The sequence below is a fragment of the Streptomyces sp. enrichment culture genome (assembly GCF_964272855.1).
Lineage (GTDB): Bacteria > Actinomycetota > Actinomycetes > Streptomycetales > Streptomycetaceae > Streptomyces.
The window spans coordinates 6,141,205-6,158,243 of record NZ_OZ186847.1; the positions used below are offsets into that span (position 1 = coordinate 6,141,205).

The 17,039-nt window shown below is 73.3% G+C and carries 15 protein-coding genes; 5 read left to right on the forward strand and 10 right to left on the reverse strand.

Annotated features, from left to right (window positions below; all coding sequences use genetic code 11):
* Positions 1-22 precede the first annotated feature (22 nt).
* Entirely contained in the window at positions 23-820 is a 798-nt protein-coding gene (lipB, locus tag ACSU6L_RS27145) for a lipoyl(octanoyl) transferase LipB (RefSeq protein ID WP_437060905.1), read from the reverse strand.
* A 233-nt stretch (positions 821-1,053) separates the two neighbouring features.
* Between lipB and ACSU6L_RS27150 the strand changes: the two genes are divergently transcribed.
* On the forward strand, positions 1,054-2,529 hold the full coding sequence (locus tag ACSU6L_RS27150) for a regulator (protein ID WP_437060907.1): 1,476 nt from the start codon (positions 1,054-1,056) through the stop codon (positions 2,527-2,529).
* A 28-nt stretch (positions 2,530-2,557) separates the two neighbouring features.
* Here ACSU6L_RS27150 and ACSU6L_RS27155 read toward each other — a convergent pair whose 3' ends face one another.
* Together ACSU6L_RS27155 and ACSU6L_RS27160 are read right to left on the reverse strand one after the other, a co-directional pair.
* Positions 2,558-3,937, reverse strand: coding sequence for an NAD(P)/FAD-dependent oxidoreductase (locus ACSU6L_RS27155; protein WP_437060909.1), 1,380 nt, complete (start codon positions 3,935-3,937; stop codon positions 2,558-2,560).
* A 165-nt stretch (positions 3,938-4,102) separates the two neighbouring features.
* Entirely contained in the window at positions 4,103-4,999 is an 897-nt protein-coding gene (locus tag ACSU6L_RS27160) for a TIGR01777 family oxidoreductase (RefSeq protein WP_073942961.1), read from the reverse strand.
* A gap of 71 nt (positions 5,000-5,070) precedes the next feature.
* Between ACSU6L_RS27160 and ACSU6L_RS27165 the strand changes: the two genes are divergently transcribed.
* Positions 5,071-5,559, forward strand: a complete 489-nt coding sequence (locus ACSU6L_RS27165; protein ID WP_437060911.1) for an N-acetyltransferase family protein — start codon at positions 5,071-5,073, stop codon at positions 5,557-5,559.
* A gap of 22 nt (positions 5,560-5,581) precedes the next feature.
* Here the strand turns inward: ACSU6L_RS27165 and ACSU6L_RS27170 are convergent, their stop codons facing one another.
* Positions 5,582-6,766 carry a MarP family serine protease gene (locus tag ACSU6L_RS27170; RefSeq protein WP_437060913.1) on the reverse strand — a complete coding sequence of 395 codons (1,185 nt, stop codon included), beginning with the start codon at positions 6,764-6,766 and terminating at the stop codon, positions 5,582-5,584.
* A 125-nt stretch (positions 6,767-6,891) separates the two neighbouring features.
* Here ACSU6L_RS27170 and ACSU6L_RS27175 point away from each other — a divergent pair, with 125 nt between their 5' ends.
* Entirely contained in the window at positions 6,892-7,860 is a 969-nt protein-coding gene (locus ACSU6L_RS27175; RefSeq protein ID WP_437060915.1) for a peptidoglycan recognition protein family protein, read from the forward strand.
* Positions 7,857-8,054, forward strand: a complete 198-nt coding sequence (locus ACSU6L_RS27180; RefSeq protein WP_437060917.1) for a hypothetical protein — start codon at positions 7,857-7,859, stop codon at positions 8,052-8,054. Before ACSU6L_RS27175 ends, ACSU6L_RS27180 begins: the two co-directional genes overlap by 4 nt.
* On the opposite strand, the gene ACSU6L_RS27185 is transcribed toward ACSU6L_RS27180, so the two are convergent.
* From ACSU6L_RS27185 to ACSU6L_RS27205, 5 genes are all read right to left on the reverse strand, one after another.
* Positions 8,044-8,562 (reverse strand): DUF4240 domain-containing protein, encoded by a 519-nt coding sequence (locus ACSU6L_RS27185; RefSeq protein ID WP_437060919.1) that lies wholly within the window; start codon positions 8,560-8,562, stop codon positions 8,044-8,046. The two genes, ACSU6L_RS27180 and ACSU6L_RS27185, sit on opposite strands and share 11 nt — an antisense overlap.
* Before the next feature lie 52 nt (positions 8,563-8,614).
* The gene (locus tag ACSU6L_RS27190) at positions 8,615-9,589 is read right to left on the reverse strand and encodes a helix-turn-helix transcriptional regulator (RefSeq protein ID WP_437060921.1); all 975 of its coding nucleotides are present in this window, start codon (positions 9,587-9,589) and stop codon (positions 8,615-8,617) included.
* Positions 9,590-9,647: 58 nt separating this feature from the next.
* The gene (gene aceE / locus ACSU6L_RS27195) at positions 9,648-12,350 is read right to left on the reverse strand and encodes a pyruvate dehydrogenase (acetyl-transferring), homodimeric type (protein WP_437060923.1); all 2,703 of its coding nucleotides are present in this window, start codon (positions 12,348-12,350) and stop codon (positions 9,648-9,650) included.
* Positions 12,351-12,617: 267 nt separating this feature from the next.
* Positions 12,618-13,631: an ABC transporter permease gene (locus tag ACSU6L_RS27200; RefSeq protein ID WP_437060925.1), complete on the reverse strand. Its 1,014-nt coding sequence runs from the start codon at positions 13,629-13,631 to the stop codon at positions 12,618-12,620.
* A gap of 63 nt (positions 13,632-13,694) precedes the next feature.
* Positions 13,695-14,318, reverse strand: coding sequence for a GntR family transcriptional regulator (locus ACSU6L_RS27205; RefSeq protein WP_437060927.1), 624 nt, complete (start codon positions 14,316-14,318; stop codon positions 13,695-13,697).
* Between the two features lie 391 nt (positions 14,319-14,709).
* Between ACSU6L_RS27205 and ACSU6L_RS27210 the strand changes: the two genes are divergently transcribed.
* Positions 14,710-15,168 carry a hypothetical protein gene (locus tag ACSU6L_RS27210; protein WP_437060929.1) on the forward strand — a complete coding sequence of 153 codons (459 nt, stop codon included), beginning with the start codon at positions 14,710-14,712 and terminating at the stop codon, positions 15,166-15,168.
* Positions 15,169-15,258: 90 nt separating this feature from the next.
* On the opposite strand, the gene sucB is transcribed toward ACSU6L_RS27210, so the two are convergent.
* On the reverse strand, positions 15,259-17,016 hold the full coding sequence (gene sucB, locus ACSU6L_RS27215; protein ID WP_437060931.1) for a 2-oxoglutarate dehydrogenase, E2 component, dihydrolipoamide succinyltransferase: 1,758 nt from the start codon (positions 17,014-17,016) through the stop codon (positions 15,259-15,261).
* Between the last annotated feature and the right edge of the window lie 23 nt (positions 17,017-17,039).

Here is a 17,039-nt window from a genome sequence, read left to right on the forward strand (position 1 = left end):
CGCGCCGGGCGGGGCCCATTCCCTATGCCGGAGTCTTCTCGATCACCCTCGGCTTCAGGTCCGCGTTCTCCAGCACGTCCCGCAGGTGGCGCTCGACGACCGGCAGCACCTCGTCGATGGTCACGTCCCGGCCCAGTTCGTTGGCGAGCGAGGTGACCCCGGCGTCCCGGATGCCGCACGGGATGATCCGGTCGAACCAGGCGTTGTCCGGGTTCACGTTGAACGAGAAGCCGTGCATGGTGACGCCCTTGGCGACCCGGATGCCGATCGCCGCGATCTTGCGGTCCTCGCGGCGCTGGCCGGCGTTGGACGGGGCGTACTCCGGGCCGTTGAGCCGGGGGTCGAACTCGTCGTCGGTCAGCCGCGGGTCGAAGTCCAGGGACAGCCCGCCGAGCGCCGGCCGCTGCTCCACCGGGTCGCCCAGCACCCACACCCCGCTGCGTCCCTCGACCCGGGTGGTCTCCACGCCGAACTCGGCACAGGTGCGGATCAGCGCCTCCTCCAGGCGGCGGACGTGCGCGACCACGTCCACCGGGCGGGGCAGCTTCTGGATCGGGTAGCCCACTATCTGCCCCGGACCGTGCCAGGTGATCTTGCCGCCGCGGTCCACGTCGATGACGGGGGTGCCGTCGAGGGGCCGCTCGCTGGGCTCGGTGCGCCGGCCGGCCGTGTAGACCGGCGGGTGCTCCAGCAGCAGCACGGTGTCCGGGACCCGGTCCTCGAAGCGCGCCGCGTGCACCCGGCGCTGCTCGTCCCAGGCCTCCTGGTAGTCGACGGCCTCGGCACCGAATCCCATACGGACGAACCGCAACTCACTCACGGCAAGCGCCTCCCTAGAAGGTCGTAAGGCGTGAAACGCGCCTACGTCACTGTACGACCGTCGGTCGCGCGTCAGCCTCGGGGGCAATCCTCACACGATCGGATGAATGAACGTGGAAGTGTGCGATCGGGTGTTTACTCTCCGCTACATTCGCGCCGTTCACAAGGCCATAAGGGCTGCTCACAGGCAGTCCGGGCAATTCGGAAGCCCGGAGGCAGGAGATCGCACCGCAGATGACGGAACGACCCGCGCAGCGCACCCCCAACCGACAGCTCGCCGCGCTCATCGCAGAAGCGGGGTTCTCCAACGCAGGTCTGGCCCGTCGAGTGGACCAGCTCGGCCTCGAGCACGGGCTCGATCTCAGATACGACAAGACATCCGTCACCCGCTGGCTGCGCGGCCAGCAGCCCAGAGGCACCACGCCCGCCCTCATCGCCGAGGTGTTCACCCGCCGCCTCGGGCGCCGGCTCACCGCCCAGGACCTGGGCCTGGACGCCTGCGCACCCGTCTACGCGGGACTGGAGTTCGCGGCCGGCCCCGAGGAGGCCGTCGACATCGTCAGCGGCCTGTGGCGCAAGGACTCCGGCAGCCACGCCGAACTGCGCAAGATCGCCTTCACCCCGGCGGGCCTGGTCGTGCCGAGCCGGGACTGGCTGATCGGCCGCGCCGACGAGCGGGTCGCCCGCGGCACGGAGCCCGTGCCCAAGGTCCCGGGCGGCCTGGAGCAGGGCAACCTCCCCAGGATCCCCGCGCAGGGCCGCCCCGGGGTGCCCCGGCAGCGCGGTGTCGACCGGGGCCCCGGCCACCGGGTCACCGGCGGTGACATCGCCGCGCTGCGCTCGGTCGCCGACCTGTTCCGCACCCTCGACGACGCCTACGGCGGCGGGCACGCCCGGCAGGCGCTGGTGCGCTATCTGGAGCACGAGTGCGAGCCGATGCTGCGCGGCACCTACGGCGAGCAGACCGGCCGCCGGCTGTTCGCCGCCGCCGCCGACCTCACCCGGCTCGCGGGCTGGACGTCGTACGACATCGCCGCGCACGGCCTCGCCCAGCGGTACTTCGTGCAGGCGCTGCGGCTGTCGCAGGCGGCCGGGGACCGGCCGTACGGCGCCTACGTGCTCGTCACCATGAGCCGCCAGGCCGTCTACCTGGGGCACGGGCGGGAGGCCGTGCAGCTGGCGCGGGTCGCCCAGCAGGGCGTCGGCGGCTCGGCGCCGCCGGCCGTGCAGGCCCTGCTGCACGCCGCCGAGGCGCGCGGGCACGGCGTCCTGGGGGAGGTGCGGGCCTGCACCGCCTCCCTGGTCCGCGCCGAGCGGGCCCTGGAGGCCGCCCGGGCCGGCGACGAGGTCCCGCACTGGGCGCGCTCCTTCGACGAGGCGCAGCTCGCCGACGAGTTCGGCCACTGCCACCGCGACCTGCAGCAGTTCCGCGCCGCCGCCCAGCACGCCGAGCGCTCCCTGCAGCTGCGGGCCCCGTCCTTCGCCCGCAGCCGCCTGTTCTGCCGGGTGGTCCTCGCCACCGCCCGCCTCGGCCTCGGCGAACTCGACCAGGCCTGCGCGCTCGCCGCCGAGGCGGCGGGTCAGGCGGCCGAGATGCGGTCGGTGCGGGCGGTGGAGTACGTCAAGGAATTCGAGCGACGACTGGAGCCGTACAAGGACGCCGCGCCCGTGCGCAGCTACCGGGACAAGGTGGCGGCGGCACTGGGCTGACCCCGCACGCCCCCGGGCGGCCCGGGCCTCACGCCGCCCGGGCCGTCGGGTTCGGGTCCGCCGTGTGCATCGAGCCCGCCGCGCCCAGGTCGGCCAGGATCGCCGCCGAGGCGCGGTGGCCCGAGTGCAGGGCGCCCTGGACGGTGCTGGAGTCCCGGTGGTCGCCGCACACGTACAGCCCGGCCAGCAGCCGTACCGGTCGCCGCAGATCGTGCGGCGCCCGCATCGCGGGCACCGCCTCGGCGGTGCGGTGCACGGCCAGGGTCTCCCAGCGTGCCGTGGACGTGCCGTAGAGGCGGGCGAGGTGCATGCGTACGGCGGTGTCCACGTCGTCCGGCGGGGAGCCGAGGACCGTCGAGGAGATCAGCGTCCGGCCCGCCGGGGCCCGGCTCGGGTCCACCGCGCTCATCACCGCCGTGTGCGCCACCGGCCCGCCCCGGTCGGAGTCCAGCAGCAGTGCCGCGCCGGTCGCCGGGGGCGCGTCGGTGGTGTGGTGCACCACGGTCACCGGGTGGAAGTCCGGCACCCGCAGGCCCGGCAGCAGCTCGGCCGCGCTGCGCGCGTCGGTGGCCAGCAGCACCGCCCGGCAGCGGAACTCGCCGTGCTCGGCGGTGGTCACCGAGGTCGTGGAGACCGAGGTGACCCGCACGCCGGTGTGCACGCTCCCCGGCGGCAGGGCGCGGGCCAGCAGCTCCGGCAGCACCTCGGCGCCGCCCTCCGGCACGGCCGTCCGCCCGGCGGCGAACGCCCGCAGCGCCAGATCGGCGCACCGGCTGGAGGTGGTCAGCTCCGGATCGCACAGCAGCGCGGCGAGCAGCGGCCGCAGGAAGCCGTCGACGGTCCGCGCGGGCAGGCCCCGGGCGGCCAGCGCCTGCCCGGCGGGCTGCTCCGGGCGGGCCAGCAGCCGTTCCAGTGGGGTGCCCGCGATCCGGGCGAGCGCGCTGCCGAGCCGGGCCTGGTCGACGGCTCCGCCGACCGGGGCCGTGGGCCGGTTCCTGGGCGGGGGCACGGCGCCTCCTCGGCCGCGTCCCGGAGTCGCCCGGGGGGCGCTCGCAAGGGCGCGCACGGCATTGAGTGCGCCCCTCGCGCTCCGTCCGTGCACCGGGGTGCCCGCCCGGTGCCGGCGGCCGTCGCTGTGCAGCAGGACGCCCGGGGCGAACAGCCGCAGCGCGAGCGCGTCGAGCCCCGGGGTCAGCCGTAGTTCGGGATACGACGTGAACAGCAGCTGCCCGACGCGGTCGAGCCGGAATCCGTCGACCTTCTCGGTCGACATCCGCCCGCCCACTCCTGGGCCGGCCTCCAGGACCGTGGTCGTCACTCCTGCATGGGCCAGCCGAAGCGCCGCGGAGAGACCGGCGACCCCGGCTCCCACCACGACGACATCCGCCTGAAACGCGGGCTCAAGCACGTGCCCCTCCTCGAGGTTGCGCGGCCGGTGGAGACCTGATGCCCCCAACGGGCTCCGGGGATACCCGAGTTCGCGTCGAGGTTAGGCCCGCGATCGGTCAGGTGCAGTCGCGCATCGGCAGGGCACGGTCGCACGGCGGTCGCATACGGTCGGGCCGCCCCGTTCTCACAGTGCCGCGCGGATCGCGTCCTCGATCCCGGGGAACGCGAACCGGAACCCGGACTCCGACAGCCGCTTGGGCAGCACCCGCTGACTGCCCAGCACATCCCCCGCCATCTCGCCCAGCACCGCCCGCAGCACCGGCGCCGGCACCGCGAACACCGCCGGCCGGTGCAGCACCCGGCCCATCGCCGCGCTGATCTCACGGTTCGTCAGCGGCTCGGGCGCGGTCAGGTTGAACGGCCCGGACAGATCCTCCCGGTCCAGCAGATGCCGCAGCGCGGCCACCTCGTCGTGCAGCGCGATGTACGACCAGTACTGCCGCCCGCCGCCGATCGGCCCCCCGAGACCCGCCTTGAACAGCGGGAAGAGCCGGCCCCAGGCGCCGCCCTCCCGGGCCACCACCAGGCCCGTGCGGGCGAACACCGTCCGGACGCCCGCCTCCCGCGCCGGTGCCGCGGCCGCCTCCCACTCCACGCACAGCTCCGGCAGGAACCCGGCACCCGGCGGGGCGTCCTCGTCGACCGCACGGCCGCCGGTGTCGCCGTAGAGGCCGATCGCGCTGCCGTTCAGGAAGACCCGCGGCGGCCGGTCCAGCGCGGCGACGGCCCGCGCGAGGGCCGCCGTGCCGTCCACCCGGCTGGAGCGGATCAGCGCCTTGTACTCCTCGGTCCAGCGGCGGTCGCCCACCCCTGCGCCCGCCAGGTTCACCACGGCGTCGCACCCGGCGAGCACCGCCGGGTCCACCCGCCGCCGTTCCGGCTCCCAGCGCGCCTCGTCGGCGGACCGGGGCATGCGGCGCACCAGCCGCACCACGTCGTGCCCGTCCGCGACCAGGGAACGCACCAGGGCGCCGCCGATGAGACCGGACGCGCCGGCCACCGCGATCCTTGAAGGCTGCATGACCTCATCCTGCCCGTCGAGCCGGGAAAACCCCGGTGAGGCAGCTGCATTCCCCACGTAAGGTGACCGGCATGTCTGAGCCGTTCCTACGCGTCGCCCGTCCCGAGGACGAGGAGCAACTGCGCCACCTGGACCACACGACCTGGTCCCATCTGCACGCCGTCACCGCCCGCCCCGCGCCCGACGAGCCCTTCTTCCGCGACACCTGCGGCCCCGCCGACCACCTGGTCGCCGAGCTCGACGGCCGGGTCGTCGGCTACGTCCGCCTCGGGTTCCCCACCCCGCTGCCCTCCAACGCGCACGTCCGGCAGATCCGCGGCCTCGCCGTCGCCGACGAGGCCCGCGGCAAGGGCGTCGGACGGGCCCTGGTCCGCGCCGCCGTCGAGGAGGCCCGCAGCGGCGGCTTCCGCCGGATCACCCTGCGCGTGCTGGGCCACAACACCCGGGCCCGCGCCCTGTACGAGTCGGAGGGTTTCGTCGTCGAGGGCGTGCAGCCGGAGGAGTTCTGCCTCGACGGCACCTACGCCGACGACGTGCTCATGGGGCAGAAGCTGACCTGACGTCCCCGACCGCCCCTGACGTCTACGAGGTGACCAGCTCGCCCGTGTCCACCGGCGTCGTCGTCCGCGCGGCCCGCGCCGCGTCGCCCGCGACCTCCTCCGCCGTCAGGACGTAGCCCGTCTCGGCGTCGGAGGTGGACCGGGCGAACACCACCCCGTACACCCGGCCCTCGGTGGTCAGCAGCGGCCCGCCGGAGTTACCCGGGCGGACCATGGAGCGGATCGAGTAGATCTCCCGGGTCACCGACTCGTCGTTGTAGATGTTCTGGCCCGTCGCCCGCACCCGGTTCGCGACCGTCGCCGCCTGCAGGTCCAGGCCGCCGTCCTGCGGATACCCGGCGACCACCGCGGCGTCCCCGCGATCCGCGTCGTCGTCGAAGCGCAGCACCGGGGCGCGCAGGTCCGGCACGTGCAGCACCGCCACGTCCTTCTCCGGGTCGAACAACACCACCCGCGCCTCGTACGCCGGGCCGATCCCGCCCACCCGCACGGTCGGCTCGTCGATGCCCGCCACCACGTGCGCGTTGGTCATCACCCGCTCCGCCGCGTACACGAACCCGCTGCCCTCGCGGCCCTGGGTGCCCGCGACGCCCTCCACCTTCACCGTGCTGCGCTGGGCTGCGGTCGTGGCGGCCACCGTGACACTGTCCCCGGAAGGCCGCGCGACCTCGGCCGTCGACTCGTTCTCGAACGGGTTGAAGACCTGCGGGAAGCCCGCCTCGGTCAGCGCCGAGGTGGCCCGCGAGAACCAGGCGGGCGTGGTGTCCGGCATCGCCTGCTGCACCGCCCCCAGCAGCCGCGAGTCGCGGATCGCCGCCGACAGCATGGTCGACGAGGACGCCGCCAGCACGCTCGCCGCCACCCACGCCACGATCAGCACGGCCGCCGTGTTCGCCACCGCGCCGCCGACGCCGTCCGCCACCCTGAGCGGCCCCCACGACAGCTCCCGCCGCACCCGCAGCGCCAGCCGCCCCGCCAGTTCGTGGCCCACCGCCGCCGGCACCAGCACGGTGAGCACCGCGGTGACCGTGGCCGCCGTGGAACCCGGCGTCACCAGGTCCATCACCCAGGGCAGCACCCAGACGCCGATCGCCGCGCCGCCCACGAAGCCGGCCAGCGAGACACAGCCGGCCACCAGTCCGCGCCGGTAGCCGGAGCCGGCGTAGACCAGGATCGCCAGCACCAGGAGGATGTCGAGGAGGTCCACCAAGCCGCCTTTCTCTCGGTTCCCATATACGCGGGGAACGGGCCCAGTGATCAGCGCACCCGCGCGCCGTCGCCGCCGAACCGGTCACGCGGTGTGTACCCGGGGAAACGTCGTGGACCGGGACGATGGTTCCGCCAGGTGGCAGAGCGCACATCGCGGGCGGACGGCACCCTGCCGACAGTGGGGTCATGCGTGTCTTCCGAGGAGCCCGAGGCGCACGGCGGTCACGACGGCGGCCGCTCCCCGTGCCGGGTCGCGCTCTGGCGCTGCTCCGGGTGCTCCCCGGGCTCGCCGCCGTGGTCGCGCTGGTGCTGTGCGTGAACGGGGTGGAGCGCGCCGTCCGGTCCAGCGCCGACCGCCCGCGCGCGCCCCGCCCGGCGGCCCCGCACGCCGCGGCCAGGCCGCCCATCGTGCCCCGCTCCGCCTGGCTGACCGGACCCGCGCCGAAACAGCCGCCCGCGCGGTACGACGACAAGGTCGTCGCCGTCTTCGTGCACCACACCGACTCGCCGAACGCCTACGACTGCGCCGACACCCCGCGCATCATCCGCCACCTGCACACGGGCCAGACCGGCGCCCGCGACTTCGACGACATCGGCTACAACTTCCTCGTCGACCGCTGCGGCACCATCTACGAGGGCCGCGCGGGCGGCGTCGACCGCCCCGTCACCGGCGCCCACACCCAGGGCTTCAACCACCGCACCGCGGGCATCGCCGCCATCGGCACCTTCCCGGCCGGCGTCGAGGTGCCCGCCGTGATGACCCACGCGATCGCCGCGCTGGCCGCCTGGAAGCTAGGCCTGTCGGACACCGACCCGCGGGCCAGGGTCCGCCTCGTCTCCAGCAACAGCGGCAGCCGCTACGCCGCCGGCACCGCCGCCACCCTGCCCACCCTCGGCGGCCACAACGACGGCTACATGACCAGCTGCCCCGGCGCCGCCCTCACCGCCCGCCTCCCGGAGATCCGCGACCTCGCCGCCCGCATCCAGGGCCGTCCGCCCCTCCCACAGCGGGCGCACAGCACGTCCGTGGGGCTCTCCCAGGCCACCGCCCTACCGTCGGCGTCACCAACGCACCGGAGGTGGGGATCATGAGCAGGGACGGAAGCGGACGGAGTCACGTGTGGACGGCGCTGTGCGCCGCCGTGGCGGTGGTGCTGGGCCCGGCGGCGGTCACCGCGTCCGCACTCGACGAGGCCAACGCGGCACCGCCGCACCACGCGGCGCGGACGGACCAGGCACAGGCGTACCTCCCCTCGGACGGCGGCCGGCGCCGGGTCACTCCCTGAACCGGTACCAGAGCCGGGGATAGCGCTCGGCGAGCACCCGCTCGTTCTCGAAGTCGACCGGGGTGCCCGCCGGTTCCGTCGGGGCGGGGGCGATGCCCAGGTCCGGGGCGACGGTGCCGGTCAGCTGCTCGTAGGCCTCGTCGGCCGCGTAGCCGAGGTCCTCGCCGTCGCCGTCGATCTCCTCGTCGAAGTCCTCCAGCAGGTCGGCGAGCGAGTCCGGGTCGTGCAGGGCGCCCTCGTACACCTCGCGGCCCTGGCCGATCAGCCAGCAGCGGAAGAAGTCGAAGGCGTCGTCGCTGGCCCCGTCCAGCAGCACCCAGGCGGCACCCCACAGGTCCCAGCGGTAGGCGCGGTTGTAGCGGGCCTCGAAGTGCCGGGCGAAGTCGAGGACGTAGTCCGGCTCCAGCTGGAGCAGCCGGTCCAGAAGCAGATCGGCCTGCTCCTCGGGGTCGCCCTCGGCGGCCTCACGGGTGGCGTCGACCAGCTCCCAGAACTCCGTCTCGTCCATCACCGCTCCAGCATCTGCCCTGCGCCGGGCCGTCGCACCCGGAGTGCGGGCGCTATGACCGGTACAGCTCGGCCAGCCTCCGCGCGTCCTCCGCGAAACGCTCGCGCAGGGACGCCGGGGACAGCACCTCCGCCTCCGGGCCGAGGGCCGCGAGCTGGGTGTGGGCGACCTCCTCCGACTCCACGCGCAGGGTGACCGTGACCCGGCCGCGCGGATCGGGTCCGCCCGCGGTGGCCAGGGCGTCCCGGGCGGAGAGCGGGTCGACGGCGTACGGCAGCGCGCGCACGCCGCGTTCGGTGAGCCGGACGACGACCTCGGCGCGCAGCAGCGAGCGCGCGAACCGCTCGGCCTGCTCCTCCCAGTACGCGGGCAGGTCGAACTCCTCGTCGCGCACGAACCGGTCCTCGCCGGGTTCCACGGCGGTGAAGCGGTCGATGCGGTACGTCCGGAACGCGCCCGCGTCCGCGACCCGCGCGCACAGGTACCAGACGCCCGCCTTCAGCACGAGCCCGTACGGCTCCAGCAGCCGCTCCACCTCCCCCTCACCGCGCCGGTACCGGGCGGTGACCCGCCGGTCGTCCCACACCGCGTCGGCGACCACCGGCAGCAGCGGCGGGGTCGCGGGCTCCTTGAACCAGGCCGGCGCGTCCAGATGGAACCGCTGGGCCGCCGTACGGGAGGCGTCCCGCAGGGACGGCAGCAGCGCCGCCGACACCTTCAGCCGGGCCGCCGACGCGGCGTCCTCCAGCCCCATCTCGCGCAGCGCCCCCGGCACCCCGGACAGGAACAGCGCCTCGGCCTCGCCGCGGTGCAGCCCGGTCAGCCGGGTCCGGTACCCGCCGATCAGCCGGTAGCCGCCGGCCCGGCCGCGGTCGGCGTACACCGGTACGCCCGCTTCCGACAGGGCCTGCGCGTCCCGTGTGATCGTCCGCTCCGACACCTCCAGCTCCCGCGCCAGCTCGGCGGCGGTCATCGAGGGCCGGGACTGGAGCAGCAGCACCATCTTGATCAGCCGGGCAGCACGCATGCGCACATCATGCAGGAGGCCCCCGCCGAAGCGGGGGCCTCCTCGTGACCGGCCGGCCTTACAGGCCGTAGCGCTCGCGCGCCTCCTTCACGGCCGTCGCCTTGACCTCGCCGCGCCGGGCCAGCTGGGCCAGGGCCGCGACGACGATCGACTGGGCGTCCACGCCGAAGTGGCGGCGGGCGGCCTCACGGGTGTCGGAGAGGCCGAAACCGTCCGCACCGAGCGAGGACCAGTCCTGCTCGACCCACTGCGCGATCTGGTCCGGGACCTGGCGCATGTAGTCGGAGACCGCCAGCACCGGGCCCTCGACGCCCTGCAGCGCCTGACGGACGAACGGCACCCGCTCCTCGCCGCGCAGCAGCGCCTCGTCGGCCTCCAGCGCGTCCCGGCGCAGCTCGCTCCAGGAGGTCGCGGACCACACGTCGGCGGCCACGCCCCACTCCTCGCTGAGCAGCTTCTGCGCCTCCAGGGCCCAGTGGATCGCGGTGCCGGAGCCCAGCAGCTGGATGCGCGGGGCGTTCGCCACCGGGGTCAGCCCCGCCGACTCCGCCGTGTTGAAGCGGTACAGGCCCTTGACGATGCCCTCGTCGATGCCGAGGCCCTGCGGCTTCGCGGGCTGCGGCAGCGGCTCGTTGTAGACGGTCAGGTAGTAGAAGACGTTCGGGTCCTCGCCCGGGGCCGCCTCGCCGTACATGCGGCGCAGACCGTCCTTGACGATCACGGCGATCTCGTACGCGAACGCCGGGTCGTAGGTGAGGGCGGCCGGGTTGGTGGCCGCGATCACCGGCGAGTGGCCGTCGGCGTGCTGCAGGCCCTCACCGGTCAGCGTGGTGCGGCCGGCGGTGGCGCCGACGAGGAAGCCGCGGCCGAGCTGGTCGCCGAGCTGCCACATCTGGTCGGCGGTGCGCTGCCAGCCGAACATCGAGTAGAAGATGTAGAACGGGATCATCGCCTCGCCGTGCGTCGCGTACGACGTCGAAGCGGCGATGAAGTCGGCCATCGAACCGGCCTCGGTGATCCCCTCGTTGAGGATCTGGCCGTTCTCGGCCTCCTTGTAGTACATCAGCTGGTCGCGGTCGACCGGCTCGTACGTCTGGCCCTTCGGGGAGTAGATGCCGAGCGACGGGAACAGCGACTCCATGCCGAAGGTGCGCGCCTCGTCGGGGACGATCGGCACCCAGCGCTTGCCGGTCTCCTTGTCGCGCACCAGGTCCTTGACCAGGCGGACGAACGCCATGGTGGTGGCGACGTTCTGCGAGCCGGAGCCCTTGTCGAAGGAGGCGAAGGCCTTGTCGGCGGGCGCGGGCAGCGGGGCGACCGGGTGCACGCGGCGGGCCGGGGCCGGACCGCCGAGGGCGGCGCGGCGCTCCTGGAGGTAGCGGACCTCGGGGGAGTCGGCGCCCGGGTGGCCGTAGGGGACCACGCCGTCGGCGAAGTCGCTGTCCTTGATCGGCAGGTCGAGCAGGTCGCGCATCGTCTTGAACTCGTCCACCGAGAGCTTCTTCATCTGGTGGTTGGCGTTCTTCGACGCGAAGCCCTCACCGAGGGTGTGGCCCTTGACCGTCTGCGCCAGGATCACGGTCGGCGCGCCCTTGTGCTCGACGGCGGCCTTGTAGGCGGCGTAGACCTTGCGCGGCTCGTGACCGCCGCGCGAGAAGTGGAAGATCTCCAGGATCTTGTCGTCGCTCAGCAGCTTCGCCATCTCGGCGAGCGCCGGGTCCTTGCCGAAGAAGTCCTGCCGGATGTAGGCGGCGTCGCGGGTCTGGTACGTCTGGACCTGCGCGTCGGGTACCTCGCGCAGGCGGCGTACCAGCGCGCCGGTGGTGTCGAGCTGGAACAGCTCGTCCCAGGCGGAGCCCCACAGCGTCTTGACGACGTTCCAGCCGGCGCCGCGGAACTGGGCCTCCAGCTCCTGCACGATCTTGAAGTTGGCGCGGACCGGGCCGTCGAGGCGCTGCAGGTTGCAGTTGATGACGAAGGTGAGGTTGTCCAGCTCCTCACGCGCGGCCAGCGCGAGCGCCGCCGTCGACTCCGGCTCGTCCATCTCGCCGTCGCCGAGGAAGGCCCACACGTGGGAGGCGGAGACGTCCTTGATGCCGCGGTTGGTCAGGTAGCGGTTGAAGCGCGCCTGGTAGATCGCGGAGAGCGGGCCGAGGCCCATCGAGACGGTGGGGAACTCCCACAGCCAGGGCAGCCGGCGCGGGTGCGGGTAGGACGGCAGACCGTTGCCGCCGGCCTCGCGGCGGAAGTTGTCGAGGTGGTCCTCGTTCAGCCGGCCGTCGAGGAAGGCACGGGCGTAGATGCCGGGGGAGGCGTGGCCCTGGATGTAGAGCTGGTCGCCCGAGCCGTCGGCCTCCTTGCCCTTGAAGAAGTGGTTGAAGCCGGTCTCGTACAGCCAGGCCGCGGAGGCGAAGGTGGCGATGTGGCCGCCGACGCCGTACTTCGAGCCGCGGGTCACCATGGCCGCGGCGTTCCAGCGGTTCCAGGCCGTGATCCGGGCCTCCATCGCCTCGTCACCCGGAACGGCGGGCTCCGCGGCGGTGGGGATGGTGTTGACGTAGTCCGTCTCCAGGAGCTTCGGCAGTGCGACGCCGGCGCCCTCGGCGCGCTCCAGCGTGCGCCGCATCAGGTAGGCGGCGCGGTGCGGGCCGGCCGCCTTGGCGACCGCGTCCAGCGAGGCCTGCCATTCGGCGGTCTCCTCGGGGTCGCGGTCAGGGAGCTGGTCGAGCGCGCTCGGCTGGATGGCGTTGGGGTCGGTCATGTCGCCGCCTTCCTCAGTCGAAGGGGGTTCCCTCATCGGTAAGGGTTCGGGGGTGCCCTTGGTCTTTGGCAGGACAGGGCTGGGGCTTCGGTGGAAGCCCGTCGGTGACTGTAACTCCCTGATCGATGATCGATCAAAGGGTTGATGTCCAAAACCTCTCGATACCGAGAAAGTCGGCACGCGGTGCCTTGAGTGATGGCACGCGGTGACGCTCTGGGGAAGGGTTTGCGCAGGTGGGGCGCGCATGAGCGGAGAAACGCTCGGATGTCACTCGGGCTTGTCCCGGCCGCCCGGATGCCGGTGCGACCAGTTCAGGAAGACCCCGCAGGACAGCACCGACCAGCCGATCAGCACCAGATAGGGGAAGGCGTGCTGGCGCCCGGGGAAGTACACCGCCGTGTGCTGGGCGTTCACCGAGGCGCCCGGCGGCAGCCAGCGGCCGATCGTGCCCAGCGCCGACGGCAGCAGCGGCCAGGACACCGCGCCGCCCGACGACGGGTTGCCCAGCAGCACCATCAGACCCCAGGTCGGCAGCATCGCCCAGCGGCCCATCAGGGTGTTGAACATGGTGAAGACCATGCCGCTGGTGAACATCGTCAGCGCCAGGATCCCCCACGACGCCAGGAACGGCAGGTCCAGCGCCCCCAGCAGCCAGTCCACCGCCGCGGCGATCGCGAACCCGCCCAGCAGCGCGTACGCCACCGTGAACGCGATCCGCTCCAGCGGGTTGAGCGCCCGGGCGTGCACGCTGAGCTGGATCGCGCCGACGAAACCGATGATCACCGCCGCCAACGAGATGTAGAAGATCGCGAGCCCGCGGGGATCGCCCGGCTGGAGCGGCTTGATGTCCTGGACGGTGACGGACACCCCGGTCCTCTCGCCGACCTCCAGCGCCGCCTCCGACAGCACCTCGGCCACCGACGCGCCGGACGCCCCCGAGACGTCGAGGGTGACGGCGGCGCCGTCGCCGCGGACCTCGAAGATCCCGAACATCTCCTGCTCGTCGACCGCGTCCCGGGCGGCGGCCGCACTGTCGTAGGCGCGCACCTTCACCGAGGCGTTCAGCGCCTCCTCCATGCCGTCCAGGAAGGCCCGGCCCCGCGCCTGCTCGTACTGGCCGAGCACCGCCACCGGAACGGAACGCGGCGTCGGATCGGCCATGGCGTACGTGTACGACCAGGCGAACAGGCCCGCGGCCGCGCCGAGGATCAGGACCAGCACCGTCGCCGGCAGGAATGGCGACTCCTTGAAGCGGGCCCAGTGCTGCGGCGTTTCGGACATGCCGGTCACACTAGGGCATACGGTGATGGCGGCCCCGGAGGCGGCGACCGCGCGGCCGTCCGGTCACGCCCGCGGCGCGCACCCCAGCACGTGCGCCTTCACGATCTCGGCGATACGCGGGTCACGGCGGCGGAACGCGGCGAGGAGCTCCTCGTGCTCCTCCGCGTACGACTGCTGCACCGTGCCCAGCCAGCGGATCGACAGCGCCGTGAACACCTCGATGCCCAGGCCCTCCCAGGTGTGCAGCAGCACCGAGTTGCCCGCGGCGCGCACCAGCTCCCGGTGGAAGCCCACCGTGTGCCGCACCTGCGCCGTGCCGTCGGACTCCCGGTCCGCGTCGTACAGCGCACTCACATGCGGCTCCAGCGCCGAGCAGTCCTCCGCCAGCCGCTCCGCCGCCAGTTCGGCCGCGATCGCCTCCAGGCCCGCCCGGACCGGATAACTCTCCTCCAGGTCCGCGGCGGTCAGGTTCCGCACCCGGACGCCCTTGTTCGGCGCGGACTCGATCAGGCGCAGGGACTCAAGCTCGCGCAGGGCCTCCCGCACGGGTGTCTGGCTGACCTCCAGCTCGGTCGCGATCCGGCGCTCCACGATGCGCTCGCCCGGCTGCCAGCGTCCGCTGATGATCCCCTCGAGGATGTGCTCGCGGATCTGTTCGCGCAGCGAGTGGACGACGGGCGCGGTCATGAGGGCTCCTTAGGGCGTTTGACGTTTAGACAATAAGGCCCGGACGCTTCGCCGGAAGGGCCTGCGACGGTGCTTTGGCGCAGGTGAGACGAGGCTTACATGCCGGTGGTGCGTCGCCGGGTGCTGATGCCGTTTCCGGTGCGGGCGGGGGGAGCGCGGGTGGTGCCGGAGCCGGTGCGCCGTGCCGGTCCGCTCTGCGCCGGACCGGTGAATCGTCACGCTCCGGCGCGTGTGTCGCGAGCCGCGGGCGAATGATTCGTATCAAATGATCGCGCCATATCCCCCCGATCAGATGGGACACGAAGCGTTCATGATGCAAGTCAAACAACCACCCTCCGAGACCCGGGCCTCCGCCCGGCGATACGGTCTTCGGCTGGGCGGCGCGATGATCATGGCTGCCGCACTGTTCGGCGTCTCGCCGTCCGGGGTCGCCGCGGCCCACAGTATCGACCAGGTCAACCCGGACCCGGGCAACTGCGGGTCCAGCCACCGCGACCCCTGCAAGGGCGAGCAGGGCCCTCCCGGCCCTCCCGGACCGTGCGTGAGCATCGACAGCTACAACCGGGACTCGCAGCAGTTCACCGGGGTCGTCGACCCCGACGGCGACATCTCGGTCGGCTCGCGGAGCCTCCAGCCGACCCCCGGCGCGTACACGTGGTCGGATCTCTCGGACAACCCGAACGCTCCGGGGAACCCGTGCGACATCACCGTGACCGTGCAGGGCAACACGCTGAACGTCCAGGTGATCACCACCACCGGCAGGGTGGTGGAAACCTTCTGCGACGTGCCGGGGACCGATCTCGTGTGTACGTCCCCGTGGACCGCGGTCACCCCGCAGCCACCGGCGTGATCCCCCGCTGAGAGGGCCCCGCGCCCTCCACAACGGTGCCCCCACCCGGAGATTCCGGGTGGGGGCACCGTCATGAGCACCGAGAGGCGCCTACAGGCCGAGCTCGACCTCGAACTCGCCCGCCTCCAGGATCGCCTTGACCGCGGTCAGGTAACGCGCGGCGTCGGCGCCGTCCACCAGGCGGTGGTCGTAGGACAGGGTCAGGTACGTCATGTCGCGGACGCCGATGACCGTGCCCTCCTCCGTCTCGATGACGGCCGGACGCTTCACCGTGGCACCGATGCCGAGGATCGCGACCTGGCCCGGCGGCACGATGATCGTGTCGAACAGCGCGCCGCGCGAACCGGTGTTGGAGATGGTGAAGGTCGCGCCGGACAGCTCGTCGGGCGTGATCTTGTTGGCGCGGACCTTGCCGGCCAGCTCCGCCGTGGCCTTCGCGATGCCGGCGATGTTGAGGTCGCCCGCGTGCTTGATGACCGGCGTCATCAGGCCCTTCTCGGAGTCCACCGCGATCCCGATGTTCTCGGAGTCGAAGTAGGTGATGGTGCCCTCGGCCTCGTTGATCTTGGCGTTGATGACCGGGTGGGCCTTCAGCGCCTGGGCCGCCGCCTTCACGAAGAACGGCATCGGGGACAGCTTGACGCCCTCGCGCGCGGCGAAGGAGTCCTTGGCCTGGGCACGCAGACGCATCAGGCGGGTGACGTCGACCTCGACGACCGACGACAGCTGGGCCTGCTCGTGCAGCGCCTTGACCATGTTGTCGCCGATGACCTTGCGGATCCGCGGCATCTTCACGGTCTGGCCCCGCAGCGGGGACGCCTCCAGGACCGGCGCCTTCTTGGCGGCGGCGGCAGCCGGCGCGGCGGCAGCCGGAGCCGGAGCCGGAGCGGCGGCAGCGGCCTTAGCGGCCTCGGCGGCGGCGACGACGTCCTGCTTGCGGATACGGCCGCCGACGCCGGTGCCCTTGACGGTGGACAGGTCGACACCGTTCTCGGCGGCGAGCTTGCGCACCAGCGGGGTGACGTAGGCGCCCTCGTCGGTGGCCTGCGCGGCGGCCGGGGCCGGAGCGGCAGGCGCCGGGGTGACCGGAGCCGGGGCGGCCGGCGCGGGCGCCGGAGCCGCGGGCTGGGCCGGGGCCGGGGCAGCGGCGGCGGGGGCGGCCGGGGCGGCAGCCGGAGCCGCGGGGGCGGCCGGGGCCTCGGCGGCGGGCGCGGCGGCCGGAGCGGCACCCGGGGCGCCGATGACGGCCAGCTTGGCGCCGACCTCGGCGGTCTCGTCCTCGCCGACCACGATCTCCAGCAGCACACCGGAGGCCGGGGCCGGGATCTCGGTGTCGACCTTGTCGGTGGAGACCTCGAGCAGTGGCTCGTCGGCCTCGACGCTGTCGCCGACCGACTTCAGCCAGCGGGTGACGGTGCCCTCGGTGACGGACTCGCCGAGCGCGGGCAGGACCACGTCCGTGCCCTCGGCGGCACCGGCCGGCGCGGCCGGAGCGGCAGCCGGGGCGGCGGGGGCGGCCGGGGCCTCGGCCGCGGGGGCCGGGGCGGGCTCGGCGGCCGGGGCCGGAGCCTCCTCGGCGGCCGGAGCCGGGGCGGCGGCGGGCGCGCCCGTGCCGTCGTCGATGATCGCCAGCTCGGCGCCCACCTCGACGGTCTCGTCCTCGGCGACCTTGATGGAGGCCAGGACACCGGCGGCGGGGGCCGGGATCTCGGTGTCGACCTTGTCGGTGGAGACCTCGAGCAGTGGCTCGTCGGCCTCGACACGCTCACCCTCGGCCTTCAGCCAGCGGGTGACGGTGCCCTCGGTGACGCTCTCGCCGAGCGCCGGAAGGGTTACGGAAACCGCCATGGTTTCTGTTGCTCCTTACGAAT

Bases quoted from the DNA above. Each gene is read 5' to 3' on its own strand.
- ACSU6L_RS27185 (WP_437060919.1), bottom strand. From the start codon at position 8,562: ATGGACGAGACGGAGTTCTGGGAGCTGGTCGACGCCACCCGTGAGGCC.
- ACSU6L_RS27175 (WP_437060915.1), top strand. From the start codon at position 6,892: ATGGTTCCGCCAGGTGGCAGAGCGCACATCGCGGGCGGACGGCACCCT.
- aceE (WP_437060923.1), bottom strand. From the start codon at position 12,350: ATGACCGACCCCAACGCCATCCAGCCGAGCGCGCTCGACCAGCTCCCT.
- ACSU6L_RS27200 (WP_437060925.1), bottom strand. From the start codon at position 13,631: ATGTCCGAAACGCCGCAGCACTGGGCCCGCTTCAAGGAGTCGCCATTC.
- sucB (WP_437060931.1), bottom strand. From the start codon at position 17,016: ATGGCGGTTTCCGTAACCCTTCCGGCGCTCGGCGAGAGCGTCACCGAG.
- ACSU6L_RS27180 (WP_437060917.1), top strand. From the start codon at position 7,857: ATGAGCAGGGACGGAAGCGGACGGAGTCACGTGTGGACGGCGCTGTGC.
- ACSU6L_RS27150 (WP_437060907.1), top strand. From the start codon at position 1,054: ATGACGGAACGACCCGCGCAGCGCACCCCCAACCGACAGCTCGCCGCG.
- ACSU6L_RS27210 (WP_437060929.1), top strand. From the start codon at position 14,710: ATGGCTGCCGCACTGTTCGGCGTCTCGCCGTCCGGGGTCGCCGCGGCC.
- ACSU6L_RS27190 (WP_437060921.1), bottom strand. From the start codon at position 9,589: ATGCGTGCTGCCCGGCTGATCAAGATGGTGCTGCTGCTCCAGTCCCGG.
- ACSU6L_RS27160 (WP_073942961.1), bottom strand. From the start codon at position 4,999: ATGCAGCCTTCAAGGATCGCGGTGGCCGGCGCGTCCGGTCTCATCGGC.
- ACSU6L_RS27205 (WP_437060927.1), bottom strand. From the start codon at position 14,318: ATGACCGCGCCCGTCGTCCACTCGCTGCGCGAACAGATCCGCGAGCAC.
- ACSU6L_RS27165 (WP_437060911.1), top strand. From the start codon at position 5,071: ATGTCTGAGCCGTTCCTACGCGTCGCCCGTCCCGAGGACGAGGAGCAA.